The sequence below is a fragment of the Rhodococcus sp. P4_F3_2 genome (assembly GCF_056401335.1).
Genome location: NZ_JBFUJN010000233.1, coordinates 1 through 420, shown reverse-complemented (window position 1 = coordinate 420; position 420 = coordinate 1). Strand labels below are relative to the sequence as shown.

Sequence of the window (420 nt, the reverse complement as noted above, 5' to 3'; positions counted from 1 at the left end):
CTTCTATATTGGCTGCTATCATATGGTAGGTAAGGTATCTAACAAAACACCTCTTGAAATTATGAATTCAGATGGTGCAATTGAAATAAGCAATAACCTACATATTGGCTTTTCCAACGATTTAGAATTTGTCCCTGGCGGATTTACCAGACCCGTACTTCAACTTGATTTTGAGATAGAAGTCCCTTGGATACTTGTTGAAAAGCCAAATTAAAGTAATGTCAAATCTAATAAAGTTGTTTCTTAAAAAACCTATTCATTACGGTAACTAAAGTTAGTATTTTCATTCCAGTATAGGATAATCCAAATTTAGCCATATTAAATTGTAGTATTAAAAAAGATTAATACATATGAAAAATTCTTAAAAGGTGGATGTTATATGCTTGATTCTAAAACGATTGAAATTGTCCAATCAACAGT

Annotated in this window: 1 protein-coding gene; it reads left to right on the top strand. The window is 30.5% G+C overall.

The window, feature by feature from the left end; genetic code table 11:
• Positions 1-214, top strand: a 214-nt coding sequence (locus tag AC1DWA_RS33540) for a hypothetical protein (protein ID WP_477917832.1), incomplete at its 5' end; no start/stop codon positions are given.
• Positions 215-420: the final 206 nt, after the last annotated feature.